12 protein-coding genes are annotated in these 17,067 nt (G+C 65.0%); 2 read left to right on the top strand and 10 right to left on the bottom strand.

Annotation, left to right across the window (positions count from 1 at the left end; genetic code table 11):
- Nucleotides 1-177: 177 nt before the first annotated feature.
- From narI to AB0J47_RS35930, 4 genes are all read right to left on the bottom strand, one after another.
- The gene (gene narI, locus AB0J47_RS35945) at nucleotides 178-918 is read right to left on the bottom strand and encodes a respiratory nitrate reductase subunit gamma (RefSeq protein WP_364356834.1); all 741 of its coding nucleotides are present in this window, start codon (nucleotides 916-918) and stop codon (nucleotides 178-180) included.
- The gene (narJ, locus tag AB0J47_RS35940; RefSeq protein WP_364356831.1) at nucleotides 915-1,595 is read right to left on the bottom strand and encodes a nitrate reductase molybdenum cofactor assembly chaperone; all 681 of its coding nucleotides are present in this window, start codon (nucleotides 1,593-1,595) and stop codon (nucleotides 915-917) included. The genes narI and narJ overlap by 4 nt, the downstream gene beginning before the upstream one ends.
- Nucleotides 1,583-3,361, bottom strand: coding sequence for a nitrate reductase subunit beta (gene narH, locus AB0J47_RS35935; RefSeq protein WP_364356828.1), 1,779 nt, complete (start codon nucleotides 3,359-3,361; stop codon nucleotides 1,583-1,585). The genes narJ and narH overlap by 13 nt, the downstream gene beginning before the upstream one ends.
- A gap of 62 nt (nucleotides 3,362-3,423) precedes the next feature.
- Nucleotides 3,424-7,203, bottom strand: a complete 3,780-nt coding sequence (locus AB0J47_RS35930) for a nitrate reductase subunit alpha (RefSeq protein WP_364356825.1) — start codon at nucleotides 7,201-7,203, stop codon at nucleotides 3,424-3,426.
- 937 nt (nucleotides 7,204-8,140) lie between these two features.
- On the opposite strand from AB0J47_RS35930, the gene AB0J47_RS35925 reads away from it, so the two are divergent.
- The gene (locus AB0J47_RS35925; protein WP_364356822.1) at nucleotides 8,141-8,935 is read left to right on the top strand and encodes a helix-turn-helix transcriptional regulator; all 795 of its coding nucleotides are present in this window, start codon (nucleotides 8,141-8,143) and stop codon (nucleotides 8,933-8,935) included.
- A 49-nt stretch (nucleotides 8,936-8,984) separates the two neighbouring features.
- Here the strand turns inward: AB0J47_RS35925 and mtnC are convergent, their stop codons facing one another.
- The 4 genes from mtnC to AB0J47_RS35905 all read right to left on the bottom strand — a co-directional run bounded on the left by mtnC (nucleotide 8,985) and on the right by AB0J47_RS35905 (nucleotide 14,351).
- Nucleotides 8,985-9,668, bottom strand: a complete 684-nt coding sequence (gene mtnC, locus AB0J47_RS35920) for an acireductone synthase (RefSeq protein WP_364356819.1) — start codon at nucleotides 9,666-9,668, stop codon at nucleotides 8,985-8,987.
- The gene (locus tag AB0J47_RS35915) at nucleotides 9,665-10,240 is read right to left on the bottom strand and encodes a cupin (RefSeq protein ID WP_364356816.1); all 576 of its coding nucleotides are present in this window, start codon (nucleotides 10,238-10,240) and stop codon (nucleotides 9,665-9,667) included. Before AB0J47_RS35915 ends, mtnC begins: the two co-directional genes overlap by 4 nt.
- 4 nt (nucleotides 10,241-10,244) lie before the next feature.
- Nucleotides 10,245-11,939 carry an S-methyl-5-thioribose-1-phosphate isomerase gene (gene mtnA, locus AB0J47_RS35910; RefSeq protein WP_364356813.1) on the bottom strand — a complete coding sequence of 565 codons (1,695 nt, stop codon included), beginning with the start codon at nucleotides 11,937-11,939 and terminating at the stop codon, nucleotides 10,245-10,247.
- Between the two features lie 99 nt (nucleotides 11,940-12,038).
- Complete coding sequence (locus AB0J47_RS35905) at nucleotides 12,039-14,351, bottom strand: arylsulfatase (RefSeq protein WP_364356810.1); 2,313 nt, start codon at nucleotides 14,349-14,351, stop codon at nucleotides 12,039-12,041.
- Nucleotides 14,352-14,451: 100 nt separating this feature from the next.
- On the opposite strand from AB0J47_RS35905, the gene AB0J47_RS35900 reads away from it, so the two are divergent.
- Complete coding sequence (locus tag AB0J47_RS35900) at nucleotides 14,452-14,682, top strand: hypothetical protein (RefSeq protein WP_364356807.1); 231 nt, start codon at nucleotides 14,452-14,454, stop codon at nucleotides 14,680-14,682.
- A gap of 316 nt (nucleotides 14,683-14,998) precedes the next feature.
- On the opposite strand, the gene AB0J47_RS35895 is transcribed toward AB0J47_RS35900, so the two are convergent.
- Both AB0J47_RS35895 and AB0J47_RS35890 read right to left on the bottom strand, forming a co-directional pair.
- Nucleotides 14,999-15,181 (bottom strand): hypothetical protein, encoded by a 183-nt coding sequence (locus AB0J47_RS35895; RefSeq protein WP_364356804.1) that lies wholly within the window; start codon nucleotides 15,179-15,181, stop codon nucleotides 14,999-15,001.
- A gap of 92 nt (nucleotides 15,182-15,273) precedes the next feature.
- On the bottom strand, nucleotides 15,274-17,058 hold the full coding sequence (locus AB0J47_RS35890; protein ID WP_364356801.1) for an NTP transferase domain-containing protein: 1,785 nt from the start codon (nucleotides 17,056-17,058) through the stop codon (nucleotides 15,274-15,276).
- Nucleotides 17,059-17,067 lie beyond the last annotated feature (9 nt).

Here is a 17,067-nt window from a genome sequence, read left to right as displayed (position 1 = left end):
GAGCGAAGCGAGCGAACCATCGGCACAGGGCGGTACATGGGTCGAATTCCTATCACGGCTGGTGGCGCGTCCTTGGTATTCGCCGGGTGTGTTTGCTGGCAAATAACACAGCCCCGCTCGCCCGATGAGGGCGGACGGGGCTGTGGGGCATCGGGTGAGAGGACCCGAACTCGTGGGTCAGCGCCAGGTTTCGGGCGTGACGGGGGCGTCCCAGGCGCGCGCGTAGCGACGCTTGTCCGGTGCGTTGGATTCCTTGGCGCGGTACACAATGTACGGCCGGGTCAGGTAGCCGACGGGCGCACTGAACATATGGACCAAGCGGGTGTAGGGCCAGATGGCGATGAGTGTCAACACGACGAGACCGTGCAGCTGGAAGGTCCACGGAGTGCCGACCATCAGCTCGGGCTGCGGATGAACCGTGAAAAGGCTACGGAACCACGGGGATACGGTCTCCCGATAATTGTAGGTGCCCCACAGCAGATTGCTGCCCCAGGTATTGAGCAGACCGGTGACCAGGGCGGCCGCCAGCAGCGCATACATGAGCTGGTCATTGCGTGTGGTGGCCTTGCGCACGGCGGGGACAGTGATCCGGCGGTAGAGCAGGATGCCGACGCCGAGGATGACCGCGAGTCCGGCGACCGAACCCGCCGCGACCGCGACCACGTGGTAGGTGTGCTCGGAGATGCCGACGGCATCGGTCCAGGATTCCGGAATCAGCACACCGAGTACATGTCCGCCGATGACGCCGAGCATGCCGAAGTGGAACAGCGGGCTGCCCAAGCGCAGCAGTCGGCTCTCGTAGATCTGGGACGACCGTGTGGTCCAACCAAATTGGTCGTTGCGGTAGCGCCACAGGTGGCCCAGCACGAACGAGGTGAAGGCCACATAGGGCAGCGTCATCCAGAAGGCAGTGGTCATCGGCGGGCTTCCGATCCGTCGAACAGCGATGGGTCCATGGCGAAGGGGTCGAGACCAACCTCTTCCTCGGGCGGTCCCTGGGCGGCGAGTTCGGCTATGCGACGCCGATCGGCAGTGGTCAGCGGCGGCAGGGTGCCAACGACCGCCGCCAGCACCGCGGCGTGCGGGGATTGGTTGTCCAGCAGGGAAAGTCGCAGGAGTTCGATCACCGGAACGTGTTCGCCGAGTAGGCGTTCACCGCCGATCGGGTCGACGGTCGCGGCGAATTCCAGCAGCACCGGCAGGTGGTCGGGCAATTCCTCGTCACCGAGTTCGACACCGGCGTGCCGGTAGGCGTGCTTGAACCGCAACAGCGCCATACCGCGTTTGCGGGTGTCACCGTAGGCGTAGAACGTCAGGTGCATGCTGGAACGGCGGCGCATATCGAAGGTTTCGACGTACTGCTGGGCCAGCGTGAGCGGTGGGGTGGCGCGCAGATGGTGGATGAACTCCAGCAGCGGCGCACCTACCGCATCCGGCAATTGCGTTGCGGCATCATCGATCTGGTCGACGGTCGCCAACATCTGCTCACTCGGATAGTCGAGCAGCAGCGCGGCGATCCGCCACACCAGACGGCAATCGCGCTCGGATAGCTGAGCGACGGGTTCGGGCCTGCGGCGCACCTTCAGTAGTGCCATCGTGCGCCTCCGGGTGTCAGCGGATTCATTTGGTCGCTCCGGTCGGCGTCGACCGAACCGTTCGTCGAGCCATTCGTGGTCAGTGCCGAATCTTTTGTGGCCGAACCATTTGTGGCCGCACCGCTTTTCGCCGAACCATTGGTGCCGTGCCCGTTGGCCCCGTTGCCGTTGCGCGTGGTGGGCAGCAGGCCGTCGGTGCTGCGCCCATCCCAGTTCAACAGGTTGATCCGATTCGACTTCTCCTCCGGCGTAGCGCCATTGGTATCGGTCAGATGGAACTTCTCCACCATCGTGTCGAATGCCGTCATACCCGGCCCGCCATCGGTATCCAGGCTGCATCCGGTCGCCAGCGAATCCAGTTCGTGTGCCTGCGAAGTCGCGCCGTGCGGAATCACATACCGGTGTTCGTATTTCGCGATGGCCAGCAGCCGGTACATCGCCTCGATCTCCTCCGGCTCCAACCGCACCGACGGTGCGATCGACGGATCCGGCTCCACACCGAGATTCACCGACCGCATGAACGACCGCATGGCCGCGAGCCGCTGCAGTGCGGCCCGCACCGGCCCGATCTCACCGGCGGTGAACAATTCGGCCAGGTATTCGACCGGAATGCGCAGCGCGTCGATGGCGCCGAACAGATTCGACGCGTCCTCGGCATCGTGGCCGGTCTCGGACAGCACATCCACCACCGGCGACAGTGGCGGCACGTACCAAACCATCGGCATGGTCCGGTATTCCGGATGCAACGGCAACGCGATCTGGTAATCGACGATCAATTTATAGACCGGCGAATTCTGCGCGGCGTCGATCCATTCCGGCGAGATCCCGGCCCGCTCGGCCTCCGCGATAACCCGCGGATCATGCGGATTGAGGAACACTCCGAGCTGCGAGGGATACAGATCCTTGGTTTCGGTGACCGAGGCCGCCGCCTCCACGGCATCCGCGTCGTACAGCATGACGCCGATGTAGCGCAGCCGACCGACGCAGGTCTCCGAACAGACCGTCGGAATACCGACTTCCACGCGCGGGTAGCAGAACGTGCACTTCTCCGCCTTGCCCGTCTTGTGGTTGAAGTAGATCTTCTTGTACGGGCAGCCGCTGACGCACTGTCGCCAGCCACGGCATTTGTCCTGGTCGACGAGCACAATGCCGTCCTCGGACCGTTTGTAGATCGCACCCGACGGGCACGAGGCCACACATGACGGATTGAGGCAGTGCTCGCAGATCCGCGGCAGGTAGAACATGAAGGTCTGTTCGAACTCCAGCTTCACCTGGTCCGACAGCTTGGCCAGCAGCGGGTCCTTACCGACCTGCTCCGGTCCGGAGCCCAGGTCGTCATCCCAGTTGGCGCCCCAGGTGATCTTCGTATCCTGGCCGGTGATCAGCGATTTCGGCCGCGCGACCGGACTGGTGTCCATGGCGGGCGCGGACAGCAGGTTGTCGTAGTCGTAGCTCCACGGCTCGTAATAGTCCGAAACCGTGGGCAGATCCGGATTGGCGAAGATATTGAGCAGCCGCTTCAGGCGGGAACCGGACTTGAGGGTCAGCTTGCCGCGCTTGTTGAGCGTCCAGCCGCCCTTCCACTTCTCCTGGTCCTGGTACTGCCGTGGATAACCCTGTCCGGGACGGGTTTCCACATTGTTGAACCACATGTACTCGGTGCCACCGCGGTTGGTCCACGCCTGCTTGCAGGTGACGCTGCAGGTGTGACAACCGATGCACTTGTCCAGGTTCATCACCATGGCCATCTGTGCCATGACACGCATGTCAGTACTCCACTTCTTGGTTGCGCCCATCGAGCGGAGCGTCGTGACCTCGTCGGATCATGTCAGTACTCCACCTCTTGGTTGCGCCGTCGAATGGTCGTAACCTCGTCGCGCTGATTTCCGGTGGGCCCGTGGTAGTTCAGCGCGAAGGACTGCTGCGCATAACCGCCGATGAGATGCGATGGCTTGATCATGATGCGAGTCAGCGCGTTGTGAATGCCGCCGCGCTTACCCTTGCCCGGCTGCTTATCCGGTGCGCCCCAATCGAATCCGCCCGGCGCACCCTCGATGCGCGGCACATCCACCGCCCGGTCCTGGGCGTGGTACATGAACACCGTGCCCTCGGGCATCCGGTGGCTGACAATGGCTCGCGCGACAACCACGCCATTGCGGTTGACCGCCTCGATCCAATCATTGTCCGACACACCGATTTTCGCGGCATCCCTATCGGACATCCAGATCGACTGCCCACCGCGCGAGAGCGTCAGCATGTGCAGGTTGTCCTGGTATGCCGAGTGGATGGACCACTTGGAATGCGGGGTCAGGTACCGAACGGTGACGCCGTTGTCACCGACGGACCCCACCCCTGGCTCGCTGAACAGCGCGCTCATATCGAGCGGTGGCCGGAATACCGGCAGTTGCTCGCCGAGTTCGGCCATCCAGTCGTGATCGAGGTAGAAGTGCTGGCGCCCGGTCAGGGTGTGCCACGGCTTGAGTCGTTCGGTATTGATGGTGAACGGCGAATACCGCCGTCCGCCGGTCTCGCTGCCCGACCACTCGGGCGAGGTGATTACCGGTACCGGCCGAGATTGGGTGTCCGCGAAGGTGATTCGCTTACCCTCGTGCTCAGCGGCGAGATCGGCCAACTCGGTTCCGGTGCGCCGCTCCAGCGCTTGGAAGCCTTCGACCGCAAGCCGGCCGTTGGTGGTGCCCGACAGCGAGAGAATCGCCTCGGCCGCGTGGGTGTCCTTGGCCAGCGACGGACGCCCCTGGGCCACACCGGAAACCACGGTGCCGTTCACCCCGGCGAGGTAGGCCACCTCTTCGTTCGGGTGCGTGGTGACGCCCTTGGTGGTGACACCGAGCGTATCGATCAGCGGTCCGAGCGCGGCCATCTTCTCCGCGACTTTCGGATAGTCCCGCTCGACCACGACCAGCTTCGGCATGGTCTTACCCGGAATCGGCTCGCACTCACCGGCTTTCCAGTCCAGTACGCGGCCACCGGCCTGCGCCAGCGCATCCGGCGAATCGTGCTGCAGCGGTACCGCGACGATATCTTTGCGCTTGCCCAGATGCTTCTCGGCCATCCAGGAGAATCCGCGCGCGATCCGGTGGAACGCCTCGAAGTCCGTCTTGGCCTCCCACGGCGGGGAGATCGCGGGGGAGAAGGCGTGCACGAACGGGTGCATATCGGTGGAGGACAGATCGTGCTTCTCGTACCAGGTTGCCGCGGGCAGCACGATATCGGAGAACAGCGTGGTGCTGGTCATCCGGAAGTCCAGCGACAAAAGCAGATCCAGCTTTCCGCTCGGTGCCTCCTCGCGCCAGACCAGCTCCTGCGGCCGCACACCGGCGGCATCGGTGGTCTGCAGATTGGAGTCCGCGCCGAGCAGGTGCTTGTGGAAGTACTCGTTGCCCTTACCGGAGGAGCCGAGCAGATTCGCCCGCCACACGGTCAGGCAGCGCGGAAAGTTCTCCGGCGCATCGGGGTCCTCACAGGCGAAGCGCAGGTCACCGGATTTCAGCCCGTCCACCACATGTTCGGGTGCGGTCTTGCCGGCGGCCTCGGCCTCGTCCACCAGATCCAGCGGATTGCGGTCGAAGGTCGGATAACTCGGCATCCAACCGAGGCGGCTGGCCAGCGCGATATTGTCCGCAGCGGTGCGGCCCGCGAATTTCCCGGTGCCCAGCGGTGAGGCGAAGGACTGCGCGGTGAACGGGTCGTAGCGCCACTGGTCATTGCTGAGGTACCAGAACACCGTGCCCTGCATCTGACGCGGCGGTCGCTGCCAGTCCAGCCCGAAAGCAAGGGTGGACCAACCGGTTACCGGACGACACTTCTCCTGGCCGACATAATGCGCCCAACCGCCGCCGTTGACGCCCTGACAGCCGGTGAGCAGGGTCAGCGTGAAGAAGGAGCGGTAGATCTGGTCGGAGTGGAACCAGTGATTGGTGCCCGCACCCATCAGGATCATCGAGCGGCCGCCGGATTTATCGGCGTTATCGGCGAATTCGCGGGCGATCCGCTGCGCCTGTGCGGCCGGTACGCCGGTAATTACTTCCTGCCAGGCCGGGGTGTAGGGCTCCGCGGCATCGTCGTAGCCGGTCGGCCAGGTGCCGGGCAGCCCGTCGCGTCCCACGCCGTACTGCGCGAGCAACAGATCGAACACCGTGGTGACCCGCCTACCCGCGACGGTGATCGTCGGCACGCCGCGCACCAGCACGCCCGCGGTATCGGTATCGAAGCGCGGCAGCTGCACCGCGACCGGGCGCTGGTCGGCGCGGTCGTGCAGGGTCAGCAGCGGATCGACGCCCTCGAGGTCCAGATTCCACTTGCCCGCATCACCCTCGGTGAAGCGATGTCCGAGTGAACCATTGGGTACCACCGGATTGCCCTGCGCATCGAGCAACACCATTTTGTGCTCGGCGGTCTCGTCGGTGTGGCCGAGGTCTGCGGCGGTGAGGAATTTGCCTGGCAGCGCACCGTCGTGGTGGTAGTTGCCATTGGCGTCCCAGCCCTCCGGATCGTCGAGGCATACCAGGAACGGCAGGTCGGTGTAGCGCTTGACGTAGTCGAGGAACCGGGGCGTGCTGCGCTCGACGAAGAATTCCTTGAGGATCACATGACCCATCGACATGGCAAGGGCCGCATCGGTTCCCGGTCGCGCGGGCACCCATTCATCGGCGAACTTGGTGTTGTCCGCATAGTCGGGCGAGACCACCACGACCTTCTGACCGCGGTAGCGCGCCTCGGTCATGTAGTGCGCGTCCGGGGTCCGGGTCACCGGCACATTCGAACCCCACATGATGAGGTAGCCCGCGTCGAACCAGTCGGCCGATTCCGGCACATCGGTCTGATCGCCGAAGACCTGCGGGGAGGCCACCGGCAGGTCGGCGTACCAGTCGTAGAACGACAGCATCGAGCCGCCGAGCATCGAAATGAATCGTGCGCCGACGGCATGGCTGACCATCGACATGGCCGGAATGGGGGAGAATCCGGCCACCCGGTCGGGCCCGTATTTCTTGATCGTGTGCACGTGTGCGGCGGCCGCGATTTCGGCGGCCTCCCACCATTCCGCGCGCACGAATCCGCCCTTGCCGCGAGCGGACTTGTAGCGCTTGGCCTTTTCCGGATCCTCGACAACCGCTTCCCAGGCCAGTACCGGATCCTTGAGCCGCTCCTTCGCCTCGCGGTACAGCTCGAGCAGCACGCCGCGCACATACGGATAGCGCACCCGCGCGGGGGAGTAGGTGTACCAGGAGAAGGACGCGCCACGCGGGCAGCCGCGCGGTTCGTATTCGGGCTTGTCCGCACCGACCGAGGGATAGTCCGTCTGCTGCGACTCCCAGGTGATCACGCCGTCCTTGACGTAGATCTTCCAGGAGCAGGACCCGGTGCAGTTGACCCCGTGCGTGGAGCGCACCACCTTGTCGTGCGACCAGCGGTCCCGATAGAACTCGTCGGCACTGCGCCCGCCCACCTGGTGCAGGCTGCGCTGATCCGCCGAGACCTCGCCCCGGTGGAAATATTTGCCGAGACGCAGCAATGCGTCACTCGCGTCGGTAGATTGCCGATCGGCCGAATCGGAGGACGCGGAAGCCTGAGTGCGCGAATTAACCACGACGCCCCCTTCGAGCTGTGAAATCGGGCTGTTGCACCGACTGTAAGGAGGTCGCGACGCACGTCCAAACGAATCTCTCACAGCCCGCACCGATCGATCGTGAGGTGTGAGGTCGACGCAACGTGGCGGTCACCGCGCGATTGCCGCGAAATGCCGAAGACATCGATGTGACCAGGGCTGATCCGCCCTGACCGGCCGAAATGCGGCTTGCGGATGGTGTTTCGGGGACTAGCCGGTGATGCTTTGGAAACCACTGGTTCTCAGGCGGTTTACATTTGTTAACACATCCGGCGGGGGCTCGAGAGGTCGATTCCGCACCCGCGCGCTGTGCTCGAACCGCCTCGCGCAAAGTCATTCTGCGGGCTGCGGATCCATTCGCTGTCGGTTTGCCAATGGTTTCGACGATGGGGATCTCGCCCGATTATTCTTCGGCGCATGGAGCGCTTCGAGGGGCCATCGAGTACCGCAGCGGCGGCTGTGCGTAGGTCGCGGTGCCCGCCGCGGCGCTCGGGGTGGCCGTCGCATCCCGCTTCACACGGTCCGGCCTTAGTGCGGCGTCCCGCCCGGTGTGCCGCATCGAGAAGTGGGCGAGCTAGCGCCTTGTCCAGATAGCCTGCTCCGTCACCCGCTTCGGCCGCTCGCCGAGCGTAGTCGTGCGGCGGTCGATGCGGCGCGGGCGACCACCATTCGGCTGCGTCCGGAACCCTCCGAACCAGGGCTCGATACGGCGGAAGTTATCTGGAGGCGGCACCAGCTTCGCGGCTGTGGCGTGAATGTTATTGGTGCTCTACGACATTCGCGCTGGGTGTGGCGGTCGGCAAACGGACACGGGGTCGGAAATTAGAGCAAACACGTCGTTTAATATTGGATCGGCTCGCCTTCTGTGCAGACTGCCAACTTTGTTGATACATCTACAGTTTCATGGGAGTGTATTGCTGTGCCAAGCAGGTCGACCGATGGCGCCGACGGGGCTCGAGTGCGCCCGCCCACGTTCGGGGGCGAGTTGCGCAGACTGCGCGACGATCGACGCATTTCTCGGGAAAAGCTGGCATTCGCCGCGGGCGTGAGCACTAGCTATATCACCCACCTGGAGGCCGGCGACCGCGAACATCCCACCAGGACGGTGGTGAATGCGCTGGTCGGATATCTGGATCGGATCGCGCCGCTCACCGATGCCGAACGCAGACTGTTTTTCGATCTGGCCGGATTGGGCGTGGACCGATTTCCCTCCGTACTCGAACTGCGCAATGAGATCGGCGCGGATATGCGCGATGGACTGCGCCTGCACGAGCCGAATGCGGCGGGCTATGTCGATACCCGGTGGAATGTGCTGTCCTGTAATGACTCCTACGCGGCAGCATTTCCCGGTCTGATCGACGATGTGAATGTGCTGCGCTGGTTCTTCGGCAACGAGCTGTCCAAACAGGTCATGGTCGAATGGGAGCGCGAGGCCGCGCTCACCGTCGACTGGCTGCGCGGACTGATCGGTCAGTCCGGCGATACCGCCTGGTCCATCGAATTCCTCGACGAACTCGGCGCGTATCCGGACTTCCGCAGAATGTGGGCCGCGGGCGGCACCACCTACGGTCGGGATCGGCCCATGCATCTGCGGAATCTGGGGTCCGGGGAGTGCCATCGCCTCGATGTCCAACTGTTCCGGGTGGATTCGGGTAATCATCCCGGCAGGATCCAATTCTTCCTCGGCATCCCGAGTCGGTGTGTCGATCACTGACCAGCACGGCGGCCTAGCGTGGTCCTCCCGTTGATCGGCGCGCAGACTCTCAGAATAGAGTCAGTTCCGCGAACGATGAGATCCAATGATGCGGCGGGCGTGCGGGATTCGGCTCGCCGGGCCGGTGGACACCGGTCACCGACCAGCCCGCGGTGACGGCGGCATCGAGTTCGTCGGGATGGTCGGACAGGAACAGGATGCGATCGGCGGGCGAGCCGATGGCGCCGGCGATCTTTTCATAGGAGGCGGGTTCGCGTTTCGGGCCCGCGCTGGACAGGTCGAAATAGCCGCTGATCAGTGCGGCCAGCTCGCCGCCGCGGGCGAAGGTGAACCAATCCTTTTGGTTGCGTACCGATCCCGAGGAGTAGACGTAAAGCCGAACACCAGCGGTGTGCCAGGCGGCGAGGGCGGGCGCGACGTCCGGGAAGAACTCCCCGTGCAGCGCGCCGTTGCGGAAACCCTCGGCACAGATGATGCCCTGCGCGGCCTTGAGCGGTTCGGCCTTCATATCGGAGCCGAGCCAGTCGCGCAGGATCGCGGCGATCTCGTCGGTGTCGGCATCGGGGCGGCCGGCGAGTTCGCGGGTGGCCGCGATAATGGGCTCGGCCGCAGCCGTGCGGTTTTCGGCCAGCCATACGGGCAGGCGGGCGCGGGTGTAGCCGTAGAGGTCCTCGCGCACCGAACTGGTCGGGCTGGTGGTGCCCTCGATATCGACGACGATGGTGGTGATCACGAGGCCGTCAGCAGCTGATCGAGGGTCGGGAAACCGGAGCTGATGGGGTCACCGGTGAAATCGCCGACCCAGCCGTCTTCCTCCTCGAAGAAGCGGATGGCGATGAAATCGGGCCGAGTGCCCATATCGAACCAGTGCAGCGTGCCCGCTGGGACCGAAAGCAGGTCCCCGCCTTCGCATACCGTCGCCACCACCTCGTCACCGAGATGCAGATAGAAGCACCCGCGTCCGGCCGCGAAGAACCGCACCTCGTCCTCGGCATGCCGATGCTCGTTGAGGAACTTCTCCCGCGCGCCCTCGGCGATCTGCGGCCACTCCGGATTCGCGTCGTCCGGATGGATGCGGGCGATATCGATATGCTTGTAGCGGCCGGAGGCATTCAATTCGGCCACGCGCTCGTCGTATTCGGCGAGTAATTTGTCCGACGCGGTCTCGGTGGCCTTGTCCAGCACCGGCCAGCGGTCGAAAGTAATACCGCGGACAGCCAATTCGGCTCCGATCACCGCATCGTCGATGGTGCGCAGCAGTACCCTGTCGGCATCGTCGGCGGCCATAACCTGCAACAACGTCATGATGTCAGTCCAATCTCGCGGATCTCGTTCGGATTGCACGCTGATCGTTTCGAGCGACCTGCAAGCAATCGCTGGCGGTGAAGGCCTGCTGATGGCCGGTGCGGGTCACCAGCTCGCACAGGGCCTCGAGGCATTCGGCGCGGTCGCGTGCCTGGGAAAGATTGTCTCCCCATGTGGTGACCCCATGACCGGCGATAGCCAATACTGGTGCCGCAGCGGGGTTTGCGAGTAAATATGCCTCGATATCCGCGCCGATACGCGCGACGTCGGACCAATTCGGGAAGACGGGCAGGTCGAGGACGGTCGGATAGGTGCCATCCGGCTCCTTGGCCACCAGCCCTTTGATGAGTTCGTAGTCGGTGATTCGCAGGGTGGTCAGTGCGTCGGGGGAGCCGGAGCGCGTCGCGGCGGTTGTCGCGTAGGGCGGATGAATGTGGACAACGGCGCCAGCATCGGTGGTTCGGTATACCGCCGTGTGAATTGTGGTCTCAGCCGAGGGCTTCCGCTGCTGATTCGGCGTCGGCGCGGAATCGGCAATGTGGACGGTCACCATATCCGCGCTGGTCAATTCGCCCTTGGACAAACCGCTGCCGGTGATCACCGCGGTATCGCCGGTCCGCACCGAGATATTGCCCGCCGTGCCCGGCATCCAGCCCCGCCCGTACAACTCGCGGGCTACCTCGGCGATGGCCGCACCTTCGGTGTTCGCGCCATACACGACACCCATCTCGGTGACAACCGCCGTCACCAACTCCGCAGGCGTCACATCGAAGGCCGGATTGAACACCTCGGTACCGACGGGAGCCGTTGTGACACCACCGAATCCGGTCACCTCGGCCGCGGCCCGCTGTTCGACGACGATATCGGCACCGGTCGCCATCTTCGGATCACGCGTCGACTCGGGTGCGACCACAATGAACGGAATGCCATGGTGATGGGCCGCGATCGCGAGCCCGTAGGTGCCGACCTTGTTCGCGACATCGCCATTGGCGCTCACCCGGTCCGCGCCGACCAGCACACAGTCGACCTGACCGGTCGCCATCGCCCAGGCAGCGGCCGAATCGATGGTGAGCCGATGCGGTATACCAGCCTCGGCCAGCTCCCAGGCCGTCAGCCGGGCACCCTGCAATAGCGGTCGGGTCTCGTCGACCAGGACGTTCTCGATCGCACCGCGCTCGGACAGCACCCGCATCGCCCCGATTGCGGTGCCGAAGGCGCTGGTCGCCAGCCGCCCCGTGTTGCAGTGCGTGAGCACCCGCAGCGGCCGGTCCGGGCACAGCCGCTGCACGAGATCGGCGGCATGGGTGGCGGCGGCCCGGTTGACCCTGCCATCTTCGGCCAGCATGGCCAGGGTTTCAGCGAGTACCGCATCCGCACCGAACGGCACCTTGGTCAGCACCCGCCGCACACCCCAGCCCAGATTGACCGCGGTGGGCCGGGCGTCCGCGATCCGCGCGGCGTCCGCCTCGGCGCGCGCGACATCTACGACACCATCGGTGGTATGCGCGGCGGTGGCGATGACCACGCCGAACGCACCGGCGATGCCGATCGCGGGGGCACCGCGGATGGCTAGTGTCTTGATCGCGTCGATGACCTGGTCGACCGTGCTGAGCCGCAGCTCGCGCACCTCGTGCGGCAGTTCGCGCTGGTCGATGGTGACCAGCGCACCGTCGTCCCAGATCAGGGAACTGTCGTCCATCAGGTGCGTCCTTCGGTCGTGCGGAGTGGGGTGTTGTCCCTGGTCAACGGTATCGGACGGGCGGTGCCGCCGGAAATCCGAGTCGTCGGAGCAGCTGGCTCATTCCGCGATGAACTCCGCCTCGCGCTCGACCGCGTCGATGGTCTGCTGGCGCACCTGGATCGGGCCGGGGGTGTAGGTGATCGCGCGCAGGTCGCCGGTGAAGCGGAAGGCGCCGCGGCGTTCGCGCAGCTCCCAGGAGACCGGGCCGCGGGCATCGACGCCGACGGAGATACCGGTCCACGGTGACATGCCGACGAGTTGCACCTGATCGCGCAATTCCGGACCGGGTACGCCATCGATCTCGATGACGAAATCCGAGCGCAACCGGGGACGAACGATGGCGCGCACTGTGATCCGCTGGACACCCGCCGCGAGCGGCTCGCTCGTCACGGCGTTGTAGACGCCATAGCTGTTGAGCCCGAATACGACTCGGCCGTCCTCGAGGTAGAGCACATAGCCGCCGAGCGGATCACCGTGCGCGACGAGCACACCCTCGTCACCGGGGTGGTACCCGCCGATTTCGGCTTCGATCGTGAAGTCGCGGTAGGCGATCAGTCGCTGCGAGCGATAGCGCTCCAGAGTCGGTGTGCCCGGCAGCAGTCGTACCGGCGCGGAGAAACGCCGCTCTTCCGGTCGGCGCTGTGCGAGATCCTGACGGGTGACAAGCGGAAAAACCGTATTCGCCCAGGCGGATTCGTCCCAAGCGGCGGCGAGTTCGGCGACTTTATCCGGGAACTGCTCCGAAAGATCGTGCAGTTCGGTCGGATCCGTGCGAACGTCGAACAGCTGCCACTGCGGCGCATCGATATCGGTGCCGGGCTCATAGAGCGAGAGCAGTTTCCAGCCGTCGCGGTAGAAACCCCGATTGCCGACCATTTCCGAGTACTGCTCGGTGTGCTTGGAAATCGCCCGCGGATCGCGCAGCGTCTCGACCGCGGAAATGCCATCGAAATCCTTGGCGGGCAAGCCGTTACGCACACTCGGTCGCCGCAGCCCAGCCAGCTCCAGCAGGGTGGGCGCGAGATCGGTGACGTAGGTGTACTCGTGCCGGATGCCGTCATCGGCCGCGGTGCGCGGCAGTCCTCTCGGCCAGGACAGCAGGAATGGTACCCGTACCCCGCCCGCGAAGGTCTGGCCCTTGTAGAAGCGGAATGGCGTATTGGAGGCCTGGCCCCAGCCGCGCGGATAGTGCACACCCAGTTTCGCGGTGCCGATCAACTCCTCGTCATGCGGTACGTCACCGACCCAGTCCGGATCGGTGATATGGGCGAATTCGGCGAAATAGGTGCGGGTGCCCTCCGGTCCGCCCTCCGCGGTGCCGCCGTTATCCGAGGTGAACACAACGATGGTGTTGTCGAGTTCGCCCAATTGCTCGAGGGTGTCGAGGATGCGGCCCAGGCTCTGGTCGATGCTGTCGACCATGCCCGCGTAAACCTCCATATACCTGGCAAAGCGCCGTTGCTCCTCGGGTGTGAGCGAATCCCATTCCGCGGCTTCGTATCCCGGTTCGGTATTGCGCGGCTTCTGCTTTGTCCCTTCCGGGAAAAGGCCTGCGGCAAGCTGATCGGCGAAGCGGGTCTGTCGCAGTTTGTCCCAGCCCTCGCGGTAGCGGCCGCGGTACTTGGCCAGATCCTCCGGCTTGGCCTGCAACGGTCCGTGCATGGCGACATGGGCAAAATACAGGAAGAACGGTTTGGCTGCATCGTGTGCGCGCAGATCCTTGATATAGCTGATCGCCTTATCGGTCAGATCGTCGGTGAGGTAGTACCCCTCGGGATATTCCTCGATATCGACCACCGAGGAGTCCGAAACCAGCTGATTCGGATAGTAGAAGGAGTTCAGTCCTTCCAGCGAACCGTAGTAGCGGTCGAAGCCGCGCTGGGTCGGCCACGAATCCCGATGTGCCGCAGGGTTCATCGTGGCATCGCGGACCAGATGCCATTTGCCGACCGCATAGGTGGCATAGCCGTTGGCGCGCAGTATTTCCGGCAGGGTCAGCACATCGTCGGCGAGTTCCAGACGCAGACCGGGATATCCGGGATCGGCATTCGCGACGAAGCCGAAACCGGCACGGTGCGCATTGATTCCGGTCAGCAGCGAGGCGCGCGAGGGCGAGCACAGCGGGGTGGTGTGGTAATTGGTGAGCCGAAGACCATTGGCGGCCAGCCGATCCAGAGTCGGGGTCTCGATCTCGGAGCCGAACGGGCCGATATCGCTGTATCCCATGTCATCGATGAGCACCACGATGATGTTGGGCGCACCCTCGGGGGCGGTGGGCGGATAGGTCCATTCGGGTGTGGAGTCAGCGGTGGTGCGCCCGATGGCGCCGGTGAAACCTTCATAACCGCGAGCATGGGATCCGACAGGCATCATGGCAGTCAAAGCCGCCACCCGCCGAGGTCACCAGCCTTTGGCGCACCGTGCGCCTAAACGCTGACCGCATGGTGGGGCGGCTGTTAATTTCGCCAGCGTGTTCGCCGACCTACGCACCGATCACGGCGTCGCCTGCCTGTTCATCAGCCGCGACCACGCGGTGGTCCACCAGGTCGCCGACCGCGTCGGGGTCCTACGCGAGGGCGCTGTCGTCGAAACCGGCCCCGTCGCAGACGTATTCGCCGCTCCCCGCGCCGACTACACACGCCACCTCCTGAAGGCAGTCCGCAGCCCCGATTCCGCCGTCACCCGGCGCTACTGCGCCTGACCCCTCCACCCGAGTTCGCCGAACGTAGTCATGCGATGAGTGCGCACAATTCATGTGGCAAAAGGTCACTTTCCGGGGTGGGCGTCCTTGAGTGCAATTCGAGCCGCGTATGGGCGTTCGATGGGCACTTCGAATTTTATTGGTTGGTCGGCCGAAATGTATGACGCAAATAATGTGCCGGACGATACGGAACTCGGTCCTGGACCGGCCTGAATCGTTCGCAGTCGATCCCGGACGGGAAGCCGAAGTGGAACGAAGCGGGCCACGCACAGCCGGGCCGCCGGCCCACATGGAGGAACCGGCGGCCCGTTTCAGATCAGTGCTGTCCGGTTCGGCGCTGGTCAGCGCCTCGCCGCTCTGAACCCTGGCCTCGCTGATCGCTGTCGCGATCGCTGATCGGGCCGGATCGGTTCATGCCCTGGTCCTGGCGCTGCTGTTGCTGCTGCCGTTCCATCTGCTTGGGCATTTTCTTAGGCGTTTTCTTCGACTTTTCAGCCATCTCCACTCGGTCCTTTCCGAAGTGATGTTGTATTCGCCTAACCATCACACAATAGCGAGCGGACATCTTCAGTGGAAGAAGAAATCGATTCTTTACACCCGGAGCGGGAGGAATTCGACGAGGTCGTCGTCGGTGGCCTCGGCGGGCACGACGACCAGGCCGTCACGGTCGACGAGGCCGCCCAGATGGGTGGTGCGGATCTGCGGATCGCCCAGCCAACCGCCGTAGGGGGCCAGACGCGCCGGGACGATGCGGGGGACGGGTCCGGAGATCGCGCTCGCATTGCGCAGTGGCCCGATCAGTGGTCGCAGCCGATGGCTGCCGGTTCGGCCCTCGACGAGTGCGGGCGACAGCGCCATAAGTACGGCAACCGCCGCGAAGGGATTTCCTGGCAGGCCGAGAACAGTGGTACCGCTGGACAATTCGGCGACAATAGTGGAACCGCCCGGACGTAATTTCAAGCGGTGCACCAGGATTCGAGCCTCGGCGCGGGCGATCGCCGCGCGCAGCTGGTCTGCCGCGCCACCGCCGGTCGCACCGACGATTACCAGCAGATCGCAATCGTCCGCCGCACCGAGCACTTCGTCGAAGCCGCGCGGAGTATCGCGCAGGTGCACCTGATCGACCGCACGAATTCCGTACCCGGACAGCACATCCGGCAGAATCGGCCCGATCGAGTCGCGGGTCTGACCGGTCTGCAGCGGGCCGGTGCTGCGGATCTCGTCACCGGTCATGATGATGCGGGCCCGCACCGGGCCGCGCACCACCGCCTCGGTCACCTCCACACTGGCGGCGGCGGAAATCAGCCCGGCCGTGACCGGTGTGCCCTCGGGAGCGACGAGGTCGCCAGGGGCCCGGTCCTCGCCGCGGCGGCGGATATCGTCGCGCGCCGGGGAATCCTCATGCTGGTACAGCATTTTGTCATCCTCGATCCGCGCGAATTCGTCACGGAGCACCCGCGTGGTGCCGTCGGGCACATGTGCCCCGGTGGCGATCCGCACCGCCTCACCGGGCAGCAGCCCGACCGGCCGCCGACCGCCCGCGAAGCCGACATCACGCCGCAGACGCCACGGTCCGTCACCGGCTACCGCGTATCCGTCCATCGCGGAGACGTCGAAGCGTGGCAGCGATCCGACCGCCGTCAGCGGCGCGGCGAGCGCGGCGCCGCGCACCGAACCCAATTCGGCTCGGTACTCGGTGAGCCGAGAGATATTGGTGCGCAGGATATCCCGTGCCTCGTCCAGCGGCAGCGGCGTTGCGGAAACCGCAGCCGCAGATGCGGGACGATACTCACCGACGGCACCGGCGTCCCAAGCCATCCGGGCCGTTCGCACCTGCTCCTCGGTATCGCAATCGGCGATACCGGCCATGGTGACGGTGACCGTATCGGCCGGGATCAGCGCCTTCATCGGTTGATTGATCAGCGAATCCAGCCGCTGCAATGCAGCCGCCAGCGCCGTCCGTCGCCACACGCCGATCAGATACTGCGGCCGACCGGATTCGTCGGCCGCGAAGACCGCATCCGCACCGGATTCGGAGCCGTGCCGGATCAACTCCGTCACCGTCACCTGCGACAGGAACGGCAGATCCGCCGCGAGCACCACCACCAGCGGGGCGGCGGTCGGGCCGAGCGCGCGGAACCCGGCCCCCACCGCGGCGACCGGACCCGAACCCGGCGGCACCTCCCGCACCTGCACGATCCGCGCGTCCAATTCGGGCCGACGCGGTCCGACCACCACGGTCCGCGCACACCGCGCAACCGCGGCCAGGGCCGCATCGAGCATGGATCGACCGCCGATCACGATGGCGGGCTTATCAACGCCCCCCATGCGGCTGGCGCGTCCGCCCGCGAGCACGATCGCGTCGGCGGTGGTCACCGGTCAGCG

Origin of the sequence: Nocardia sp. NPDC049737 (assembly GCF_040674755.1) — a bacterium.
Taxonomy (GTDB): Bacteria; Actinomycetota; Actinomycetes; order Mycobacteriales; family Mycobacteriaceae; genus Nocardia.
Note: the sequence above shows the minus strand (reverse complement) of the source record. Positions and strands in the feature narration are given on the sequence as shown.

Excerpts from the sequence above, each read along its gene's own strand:
- narI (WP_364356834.1), bottom strand. The coding sequence starts at position 918 with ATGACCACTGCCTTCTGGATGACGCTGCCCTATGTGGCCTTCACCTCG.
- narJ (WP_364356831.1), bottom strand. The coding sequence starts at position 1,595 with ATGGCACTACTGAAGGTGCGCCGCAGGCCCGAACCCGTCGCTCAGCTA.
- narH (WP_364356828.1), bottom strand. The coding sequence starts at position 3,361 with ATGCGTGTCATGGCACAGATGGCCATGGTGATGAACCTGGACAAGTGC.
- AB0J47_RS35915 (WP_364356816.1), bottom strand. The coding sequence starts at position 10,240 with ATGACGTTGTTGCAGGTTATGGCCGCCGACGATGCCGACAGGGTACTG.
- mtnA (WP_364356813.1), bottom strand. The coding sequence starts at position 11,939 with ATGGACGACAGTTCCCTGATCTGGGACGACGGTGCGCTGGTCACCATC.
- AB0J47_RS35905 (WP_364356810.1), bottom strand. The coding sequence starts at position 14,351 with ATGCCTGTCGGATCCCATGCTCGCGGTTATGAAGGTTTCACCGGCGCC.
- AB0J47_RS35895 (WP_364356804.1), bottom strand. The coding sequence starts at position 15,181 with ATGGCTGAAAAGTCGAAGAAAACGCCTAAGAAAATGCCCAAGCAGATG.